The organism is Ruegeria sp. HKCCD7296 (assembly GCF_013110775.1).
Lineage (GTDB): Bacteria > Pseudomonadota > Alphaproteobacteria > Rhodobacterales > Rhodobacteraceae > Ruegeria.
This window is the reverse complement of record NZ_WVRF01000032.1, coordinates 1-9,614: the sequence shown is the minus strand read 5'-3', so window position 1 is coordinate 9,614 and position 9,614 is coordinate 1. Positions and strand designations below refer to the sequence as shown.

General features: G+C 54.8%; 7 protein-coding genes. 1 reads left to right on the top strand and 6 read right to left on the bottom strand.

Going from position 1 to position 9,614, the window contains the following annotated elements; translation table 11 throughout:
• Positions 1-845 precede the first annotated feature (845 nt).
• The 6 genes from GS632_RS21870 to GS632_RS21845 form a co-directional block, all read right to left on the bottom strand.
• Positions 846-2,129 carry a carbohydrate porin gene (locus GS632_RS21870; protein ID WP_171728259.1) on the bottom strand — a complete coding sequence of 428 codons (1,284 nt, stop codon included), beginning with the start codon at positions 2,127-2,129 and terminating at the stop codon, positions 846-848.
• Positions 2,130-2,154: 25 nt separating this feature from the next.
• Entirely contained in the window at positions 2,155-2,556 is a 402-nt protein-coding gene (locus tag GS632_RS21865; protein ID WP_170482510.1) for a hypothetical protein, read from the bottom strand.
• Between the two features lie 32 nt (positions 2,557-2,588).
• Positions 2,589-3,374, bottom strand: a complete 786-nt coding sequence (locus GS632_RS21860) for a DUF3299 domain-containing protein (protein ID WP_170482507.1) — start codon at positions 3,372-3,374, stop codon at positions 2,589-2,591.
• Entirely contained in the window at positions 3,371-5,056 is a 1,686-nt protein-coding gene (locus tag GS632_RS21855) for a hypothetical protein (RefSeq protein WP_171722459.1), read from the bottom strand. The genes GS632_RS21860 and GS632_RS21855 overlap by 4 nt, the downstream gene beginning before the upstream one ends.
• Positions 5,057-5,116: 60 nt before the next feature.
• A complete protein-coding gene (locus GS632_RS21850) occupies positions 5,117-6,628 on the bottom strand; it encodes an amidohydrolase family protein (protein ID WP_170542485.1) in 1,512 nt (503 codons plus the stop codon).
• Between the two features lie 66 nt (positions 6,629-6,694).
• The gene (locus GS632_RS21845; protein WP_170482498.1) at positions 6,695-8,068 is read right to left on the bottom strand and encodes an amidohydrolase family protein; all 1,374 of its coding nucleotides are present in this window, start codon (positions 8,066-8,068) and stop codon (positions 6,695-6,697) included.
• A 79-nt stretch (positions 8,069-8,147) separates the two neighbouring features.
• Here GS632_RS21845 and GS632_RS21840 point away from each other — a divergent pair, with 79 nt between their 5' ends.
• Complete coding sequence (locus tag GS632_RS21840; protein WP_171722458.1) at positions 8,148-9,212, top strand: AraC family transcriptional regulator; 1,065 nt, start codon at positions 8,148-8,150, stop codon at positions 9,210-9,212.
• The last annotated feature ends 402 nt before the right edge of the window (positions 9,213-9,614 follow it).

Here is a 9,614-nt window from a genome sequence, read left to right as displayed (position 1 = left end):
TTGAAGTCCGGGCATCAGCATTCCTTGGTGGGTCGGAAGTTAACGTGACAACACCGGAATGCCTGTATTGGCATCCGTATCCAATCCTCGCCGGTATCGGGGTCTTGATGCAGTCCGCCCGGAAACAACCTGTCCCCATATTGCTTGAGCATCTCTTTTGTGAGGTTCGGGAAAAACTGAGTATAGGGCATCAATGGCCCTTCACTTTCTAAAACCCGCCAAACTTCGACTTCGCCTATCAGGCACAACATGGCACACTCCTTTCCACCAACCTACTTAGTTTCTGGAAAGGCACCAAGGCAGTCTCTGCCTCGAGCCAAGCCTATCTTAGAAACAGCGCATGACAGCTTCGTCCCGCAAGCCGGAACTGCAAAGCGCGGATTTGAATGTCCGTTTTGGGCTGCCTGCGGCCCTTTGGAGAAAAAATCGGATGGCCGCAAAGTCCGCATCTCGGAAGTCATCATGCTTGGATTGGAAGGTCCGCTTTGGGCTGCGACCAGCCAATCATGCAAACCGCAGAGTACGGCGGCATAGAGCCCAAACTTGCCGTTGGAGGATAGGTTGCGAACGTCTGCTTTATCCTCTCTTTCACTGAGCTCGAGCTACGATTGTGGTTTTAAGCGCCGGGTTTCGAAAGGAAGCTACGCTACATCCGGCTTTCAACGCGAACCTGTCTGGCTAAAACTGTGACAAGCTTCTCGAAAACGAAGTTTTCAACTTTGCCAGAGAAGCCATCCAATCATCATTAGCCTGTAATTCTACATCGAATTGACGGGCCGGTTAATCAGCGGAGGCCGGCTCTCAGAATACTAAGTGCTAGACAGAAGTTTCGGTTTTTTTCTGTCTCATAAGTTGAATCTCAACCTCAGCCCGAACACCAGAGGATCATCATCGGAGAAGCCGGGATTGTTCAAATATTGGACATCTGCCGTGAGCGCGAGGTTGTCGGAGATATCCAGCCGGTAAAACGCTTCGACGGTGGTTTGCGTGTCAAGGCTTTGATCGGTTGGGTCGGCGACCGTCACGCCAAACCCGAACAAGTCGTCATAGAACCCGGGGCGCCACATGACCCCGGCGTTGACCGCACGTCTGGCAATCGGGGCCTCGCCGTCGGACCAGCCAAGGCGGCCGAACAGCATAACGCTTTCGTCAAGGGTCACATTGCCCGACAGCATCGCTCCGTGACTGCTGGGCACGCCGGCGTCTTCTCTGTCATCCACATGGAATACACCGAGGTGAACATTGGTGAGGTACCGTTGGTCTCTTGCAGGCGTCCAGCCGATCTCTCCGTAGGTGAAGAACTCCGAACCGCCGGGAAACCAGTCTATATCCGTCAATGATCCATTGGCATCGCTGACCACGCCAAGTGCGTAGATCTGATCTGTAAAGTAACCACCGCCAGCAATGCCAAAGCCGGGATCGGGAATGGGAAGGACTGGACTGAACAGAATTGAAAAATTCGAAAAGGTCGTGCGGGGATTCACATAGCCAAGGATATCGGAATAGTCGCCGGGGTCGATGCGACCTGCAACGAAGCCTCCGTCGATGCCGGACAGCGCCTGCGACCAATAAGCAACCGACAGCGTTGAATCTGTGTCGCTGAAGGTCGTTGCCGTGACACCGAGATATCCGATTTCGCCCGCGAGACCGCCCGGCGCGATATCCGTTCCTAGCCGATGACGGTTTTCGAGGATGAAGACAAAGCTACCCGCATTTTCACTGCCACGATTAAAGAGTGCCCAGTTGCCAATGATCCGCGCCTGCCCGGATGCCGCCTCGTCGGTGCCACTCAGGCTGTCTGAAGACTTCTGGTACAGCGCTTGGTAGTCGAAGGACAAATTCAACCCAGTGCGTTTGGCAAAAGCCTCGCGCGACTGTTCGAAGGGATCGAAAAACCGATCCAGCCCCGGCAATCTGGAATTCTCGAGACGCCGGAGCCTGTCCTGCTCCAATTGCGCCTGAGCCGACGCTGGCCCCCCGAGCGATGCGGTGGCTGCCGCCTCCAGTTGCCGTACCGTGCTGTTCTCTTGGGCTGCCGCCCCGGATGCGATGGCCGCCACTCCTGCGCAAACGCTCATGGTCTGTTTCAACCGCGCCATTGCAACTGTTACATTGAGGTTTGAGCGCATGGTTTTGTTCCTGATACGACTGACACTACTTCAAATCATCCTGCGCCTTGATCTCGGGCACGCGGGACAACGCTTCGGCCATGTCCGCGCTGCTCATCAATTCGATCATCTGGTAGTCGTCCAGCAGTCCATCCCCAAGACGGCTGACGTAAAACGCCTGAATGAAGGTGGGATCGTCAGGTAGCAAAACAGTGATATAGTTTTTCCCGTTTCCGAGCCCCCAATAGTAACTGAGAAGCTCCCCGCCAAGCGCCTCAATTCCACCTTTGACGCTAGCTGCACGATCGCCTGGATTTGCAATCTGCATTTCCCACGCGGCACTGTTGGACGTGCCAATGAACAAAAACGTGCGCATGTTTTGGGTATCTTCTGCAGTTGCCAATGTGGCGTATCCCGCCATAAGAGCCCCTAGGATAAGATGTTTCATCGTACGTCCTTTCGATGAAGAGCCTGACGAGGTTATTGGTTCTCTGTTTGAGATTGACGGTTTTGCTTGAGCTTTTCGGCGAGACCTTCCGCCCAAGCCTTGGTGGCGGCTGATGGATCGGTAGTGCCCACTGACTGGCGGACGTCATTTTTACTGAACGTTTGAACGTCAGTAACATCCATTTCGAAGGTGGCACGCATTGAAACGAAACCGTCGACTACCAACATCCGCTCATCCGACGGCTGGATTTGCAACTGTCCCGTCACAACAATTGGTTCATACATCTCGGTCGACTTCCAGCCATTGGTCAGACGCAAGCGAACCATCTGGTTTGGCGGTGGTGGTGGTACGTGGCTGCACATTCCCCGCTCTGGAACCAGATAGCCCACAGGCGTGCCGTCCTCGGCGGCGGGTGCCGGAATGACAAATCCACCCAGCTTGATGATTTCCCCGTCTTTCGCCGGATTTCCGGCTTCTCCTGCCAGCTTTCTCCGATCCGCAACAACCCACCTTTGCGAAATAAGCCAATTGGCATCAATCCCCTCGGCTTTCAGCTCCGCCTCGACGTCGGCGAGCTGAGCTTCCAGTTGCGATCGGTCATCTTCCGCAGTGTCTCCGGATGTCAGGCTCTCCTGAGCATTCACAAAGGTGCGCAGTGCGACAAGCTGATCGAAGGTCAGATCACGGAAGGGATCCTCGAAGTTCTGAGCCGCCTCATCAACGAGATCGGGCCAGTCAGTTACCAAAGGTTCGGCAACTGCGGCCTGCCAACAGGCTGAGAAGACAAAGGAGGCGAGGACCGACCGGAAAGCCCTCATTGCTCCGGGCTCCCGGGTATCGTGGTTTCGAGCGCTGCCGGCCGATCAGGGAACTCCGAGTGTTCATCCTCTGGCGTTTCGATATCCGCATGCCACGAGAATGCCTTGTCGCCCAGATCGAGCTCGATTTCACCGTCTGTGATGCGCGCGTACCGGATCGGCTTTCCGGGCCGCAGATCGGTGTTTGCAACGCCGCCGTCGATGATGATCTGACCGCTCACCAGAACGTAGGGAATCCCCTTGGTGAATGATCCGTTCATGCCCTTTTTCATCGATGATGTCTCAGTGATCGTCTCGGGGTTGAAAATTGTGATATCTGCGATCATGCCTTCCTGCATCCGGCCGCGCTCTTGCATCGCCTGAAGACCGACGCGGGAGAAGTACTTGGCGGGGATGTAAGAGGCGTTGTTGACGATCTCCATGAGCGGGATACCCTGCTCGCGGGCTTCGCGGAACACGATGCCATAAGTGCCGGCATTGCGCGGGTGGCCGCCGTACTCTCTGAAATCGGCCTCAACTGGCAGCGGTTCGCCATCGACGAGATAGCCGACGATATCATTGGCGATCGCAATGTCCTTCATGTGGATCCAGCGCTTCAGATCGGCTTCCGGGCGCACAGTGATGAAGATTGGCTTGGACGGGTCCTCTGCCTGTTGACGGAAGAATTCTTCGTCCGTTTCATAGAGCTCCCCGGTGGAGGTATCGAAGATATCCCGCGTCGGAACGATATTGTTCGACTCGATCTTGTCGGGCAGCAGTTGTGGGGTTGCGATGTTGGGATTTCCGGTGATCGCCGGATAGTACTCGGCGAAGATGTCCATGTCGCGCTGCTGCAGGCGGCGGGCGAGTTCGTAAATCTCTTCCCAGCCCTGATTCTGAATGTGCGACAGGATCAGCGCGCCATCCAGGGCCACGGCATTTGCGATCACCTCGTTTGCACCCAGCGAGTAGTAGAGCGGCAGGCTCTCGGTCGGCCCGAACCGTGTATGTGCGCCAAAGTACCGGTCATATTCCTTGGCAAGCTTCTGGAGTGCGAAGATCTCTTTCGGGAAGGTGTTGTACCCCATGTAGCCGACCGTCGTATTAACGGTGATCGCGCCGGCGCGCAGACCCTTGACGTACATGGTCATGACTTCTTCGAGTTGTTCCTTGGATGGGACATCGAGGGCCCAACTGGCATGGCCGTCTTCTTCCTCGGCCGCCCCGCGCGATTTGAGGATGTATGTCGGATCGGATGCCAGTTCGACCGGTACGCCGTCCATAACCACACGACGGATCTCTTCATGTCCCATCCCGGTGCCGTAATTGAGAAAGGAGTTGCCCTCATACTTGTCATAGAACAGGTCGGCATCGGCCACACCGCTTTCCGTGTCCAGGATCGTGGTGGTCCCGTCGTGGGCCATCATCTTCTGATCAAACCCCCCGAAGGAGTGCGAGTGGGTATTGATGAAGCCGGGCGCGACCACGTGGCCTGCAACGTCGATCTCGCGTTCACCCGAAATTGCATCTTCGGTAATCGACGTGATCCTATCGCCCTTGATGCAGACGTTACGAACGGCGTCGAAATTGTTTTCCGGGTCCATGACCCGCCCGTTGAGCAGTGCAACATCGCAATCTGCGGCAAACGCCGGGGTTGCGAAACCTGAGAGTGCGACCAGAATGGCTGTCGCGGATGTTTTCATTTCTAAGACTCCAAAAGTTGTTGGCGGACAGAGACCGATGACCCCGCCGTAATGGAGAGGTCAGTTCAGCGTGTTCTTGTAGATCACGCCGTCCTTCATGATCATTCGAATGCTTGGGACATCCTGTCCGCGCGGCGGCGCATCAAACCATGTATCCACCGCGCCGATGGCCGAGATGTCTTCAAGTGGGTTCCCGTCTACGATCAGAATGTCGGCGTAGGCGCCTTCTTCGATCACACCAAGCTTGCCTTCAGGGTAAGGGTTTCCTCGTCCGGTCAGAGCCGCCAATTCGCCACCATTCGAGGTCATCATCTGCAATGCCCAGAGGTTGCCAAACTCACGCGCGACAAACGCCTTCGTAAAATCCATTGACTGGCGATAAGGGACACCCGTAAGAAGCACGTAATCGGAATCGAACACCATCTTCGGCTTGTATTTTTTCACAAGATCCATGAGCTGCTTGCTGTTTTCCCGCAACCACAGAAACTTCGCCGTCGGCGGGAAAGTCGGGTCCTGATGCATCGGGTGTTCCAGAGCTTCGGGCGCAAGCGCAGTCAGGTTGGGCGAAAAGAACGCCTCTTTTTCGACCAGCTTCTGCATCGTCGGTTCGGTAATAGTCAGGCCGTGGTCTACCACTTTGACACCAAGATCGAGAGCACGGGACAGGTCGCTGTCCATAAATACGTGCATAGCGACGTATGAGTCCATATCGCCTGCAACCTCTACTGCAGCAGAAATCTCTTCGTTTGTGAAAGCAGACTGATAGATCGGGTCCTTGATCGATGTCACGCCACCGCTGACCATGATCTTTAGATAGTTTGCCCCTAAAGCAAAATTCCTCCTCGCACCCTGAAGCACCTCGGCGGGCCCGTCCACCAATCTGGTTATCTCCAGTCGCTCAAGATTGCTCTCGTTCTTGCGCTGACCAGCGATACCCCAGTCGCCGTGTCCGCCCGTTTGGCTAAGGCATGCGCCGGAGGAATAAATTCTTGGGCCGGGAAGTGATCCTTCATCAATAACCGCTCTAAGCCCACCATGAGCGCCGCACATATCGCGAACCGTTGTAAAGCCCATCGCCAACATTTCCTGCGCGAATGCGGCAGCACGTGCGCCAATCTCTTCCCATGTGGTGTCCTGAAGCCCCGGGATAGTCCCGTTCTTGTACATGTTCACATGCACATGGCTGTCGATAAGCCCGGGCATGAGCGTACGACCGTCTCCGTCAATGACGGTCACATCCACTTCTTTGGTCTCGATGCCGCGTTCCGTTTGAACGGTGAAGGAGTAGCCGTCGATGCCGCCGACTGGATCAGGCAACCGCTTGGATCCCCCGGTGCGCACATCGACTTCCCACTTCCCGCCCTCAGGAATGTCAGCGTCAATCTTGTGAATCTTGTTGCCTACGACGAGAACGTCGACGTCCTTGAGCCCGTCACTCACTCCATCAAAAACCATCACATTCTTAAAGAGTGTAACAGGGGGGATGTCACCTGCGGCCTCCTGTGCAAAAGCCGCGCTTGTTGTGAGAGCGACTGCGCTCGCCATCATTGTAGATTTGCCGAGGTATTTCATGGGCTTCCTTTCCCTTCCGCTATCGGGGTGCGCGGGGTGCCGAGGTGAATTCACCCCGCGCGACACTCAATCGAGTGTATTCTTGTAGATCACGCCGTCTTTCATGATGATTTTCAGATTGGCGTCCGGCTCGGCCAACAGAAGGATGTCCTCCAGCGGGTTGCCATCGACGAGTAGAAGATCTGCATAGGCACCTTCCTCGACCACGCCGAGGGGGCCGTCTTGATACGGGTTGTTCAAGCCGGTCAGTTGGTTCATGCGGGCGCCGTTCGACGTAGCGATGCGCAGAATGTCATATGCGCTGAAACCCGCTTCGTGCAGATACCCGATTTCGTCGTTCATCTTCTTGTCTTGCTCAAGCGTCTGATCCCAGTTGTTCACAAGGTCTGTGCCCAGTGTGTAGAGATCGATCATGCCCGGCGTCGTCTGGATTACTTCGATCATATTGGCTGCAGCATCGCGCACGCTTTTCCATTTTACAAAGGACGCTGGCGTGTAAAAGGCTTCCGCTTGTTCGGTGGTCACCGAGTAGACCGGGGCCACCGCCGTCGCGAACATGATCTGCTTTTCGACCATAATCTCGGCAGCCTCCTTGGTCAGGAACGGGATGTGTTCAATCGTCTTGGCGCCATTGTCGATGCAGTTGCGGATCGCCTCTTCGGTGAACACATGGCAGGTGACATAGGTGCCCCATTGCGCGGCCGTCTTGACCGCCATCTGGATCTCGTCAGCCTGATACTGAAGTGAGTGCAGCGGATCGAACTCTGACGTAACCCCGCCGCTGACCATGATCTTGATCTGGGTTGCCCCGCGACGCAGGTTTTCACGCACCGCCATTCGGATTTGCTCAGGTCCGTCGGCGATAAAGCTCATGTCCGTCTCGACCCAATGCGAAGGACCCTGTCCAGAGAGTGTCGGATGCCGGTCGTTCAGTTTGCGGAAATCGGCATGACCGGATGTCTGAGTGATAAACGCTTCCGAGGAATAGATACGCGGGCCGGGAAACATTCCGGTGTCAATGATGCGGGCGATGGATTTGGCCGGACCACCAAGGTCGCGCACGGTTGTGAATCCGTTCATCAGGATGCGTTCGGACCGGATCGTGGCGACGCCGCCAAGGTGAAAGGGAGTGATGTTCTGGCGTAACCCGTCGCTGAGCGGATTGAATACCGTAAGATGCACGTGCTGGTCATGCATCCCCGGCATCAGCGTGCGCCCGCCGCCGTCGATGATCTGGGCGTTGGCGACGGCCAGAGGTTCGGTCGAGACATCGGCGATCAAGTTGTCGACCACCAGCACATTGGCATTCTCGATCCGCTCTTCGTTCACCCCGTCAAAGACATGCACATTGGTGAAGAGGATCGGAAAGCTCTCCTCTTGAGCAAATGAATATGTTGCGACCGCTGAAAGAACAGTGGCGACTATAAATCTTTTGAACATTTTGGAGTTTCCTTCTTGGCAATGCACTGCTCTGCACGATTGTATCTTTGCGTGTGGCGCTCAGACTGTCATTAGCAATATGGTTGAATTGTCCAAAAAAATGCTCGAAAATGCGAATAAAAAATTAGATCGCGATAGTTCAGGTCGGCAAATGAAACTCCCAACTGTTGAATGCTCGATGGCGCAACCTTTTGTGTCCCTTGCCCTCAGCCATGGCCTTGAAGTTGAAAAATTTCTTGAGCCATCCGGCCTCTGTCTGAAGGACGTGCAGCGCGGCGAAGCGTTCATGGCAGGGCAGCATTGGTACGATCTGATCGACAATCTCGCGAAGGCATTGAGTAACCCGCATTTAGGGTTTGACGTCGGTGCTAATGCGGCTCTCAATACATTGCCCAACCTGTCGATCCTTGAAACTCAAAGCGCGACGCTCGGTGATCTTTTAATATCGCTTGTTGTGGACGTCGGCAGGATTTCGTCCATGGCGAACTACAATCTCGAGACCAACGGTCATGTCGCTAGGTTGGTTGCAAAACGCACATTCAAGCCATCTTCTCCACCTGGCCAAGTCGACGGCTATTATCTGGGATTTATGGTTCGACTAGTTCGATCCGTCTGCGATCCCGACTGGGACTCCAAGAAACTACAATTCTGGGTTTGCAAACCTGATTGTATCCCTGATTGGCAGAAAAAGGAAATTTCGGTACGCAGGACCAACCGCATGGGGGCGCACATCGAGTTTCCAGCAAACTGGTTGTTGCTTCGGTCCGGAGGTGGGCAAAGCCAGAATCTCCCGGAGAACTTCACAGGCGCCGACGACTTTCTTCAGCAAACCCGCGATTTGCTTGAACTGCATCTCGACAAGCAACCTGCCACCCTGAACTGGTTTGCAGAGTTGTATTCGCAAAGCCCCGACCGTTTGAAACGCACCTTCCGAGCCAATGGTACAAGCTTCAAAGCAGAACTGGAAAAATGTCGGGCGAAGCGAGCGAAGACTTTGCTTGTAAACAGCCAACTTTCGATAAAAGAAATTGGTGAAAGTGTTGGGCTTCTGGACCAACCCAGTTTTCACAGGAGTTTCAAGCGATGGACCGGGATGACTCCGAATGAATTCAAAAAACGCAATCAGATATGCAACTCCGACTGATCGTTAAGCTAAAGATTACCGCTCCAAGATTCAGAAGCGACGACGCAAGTCCCAACTTACTGCAGGCGTTGGCTCGCTTCGGATATCCGGCGTTTTTCCGTGGGACTTCAACGCCGCGAAAAGCGTAAAGACTAGGCCATACCGACTCAACAGGCTTCTCACGGGCGTTTCGGATATGGGCTGATAAGGCCCCCGCAGCTTTCAAACGATCCAACAAATACGCTTACCCCGCGAACGAAGCCCACTTCTGGAAAGCGGTCATTGACCAATTGGTGGCTTTGTCCCGCGTTTTAACGGTTCATGCAGCGCGCAGCGAAGGTAAGCATTTTTTTGATACGATCATGCCCCTACCCGTTCTTCTACGCATTTGAGATGCAGGGTGTAACATTTGCGTCTTTGGAT

What these genes read in the sequence shown, in the direction of transcription:
- GS632_RS21850 (WP_170542485.1), bottom strand. Translation starts at nt 6,628, where the DNA reads ATGAAATACCTCGGCAAATCTACAATGATGGCGAGCGCAGTCGCTCTC.
- GS632_RS21855 (WP_171722459.1), bottom strand. Translation starts at nt 5,056, where the DNA reads ATGAAAACATCCGCGACAGCCATTCTGGTCGCACTCTCAGGTTTCGCA.
- GS632_RS21840 (WP_171722458.1), top strand. Translation starts at nt 8,148, where the DNA reads ATGGTTGAATTGTCCAAAAAAATGCTCGAAAATGCGAATAAAAAATTA.
- GS632_RS21865 (WP_170482510.1), bottom strand. Translation starts at nt 2,556, where the DNA reads ATGAAACATCTTATCCTAGGGGCTCTTATGGCGGGATACGCCACATTG.
- GS632_RS21845 (WP_170482498.1), bottom strand. Translation starts at nt 8,068, where the DNA reads ATGTTCAAAAGATTTATAGTCGCCACTGTTCTTTCAGCGGTCGCAACA.
- GS632_RS21860 (WP_170482507.1), bottom strand. Translation starts at nt 3,374, where the DNA reads ATGAGGGCTTTCCGGTCGGTCCTCGCCTCCTTTGTCTTCTCAGCCTGT.
- GS632_RS21870 (WP_171728259.1), bottom strand. Translation starts at nt 2,129, where the DNA reads ATGCGCTCAAACCTCAATGTAACAGTTGCAATGGCGCGGTTGAAACAG.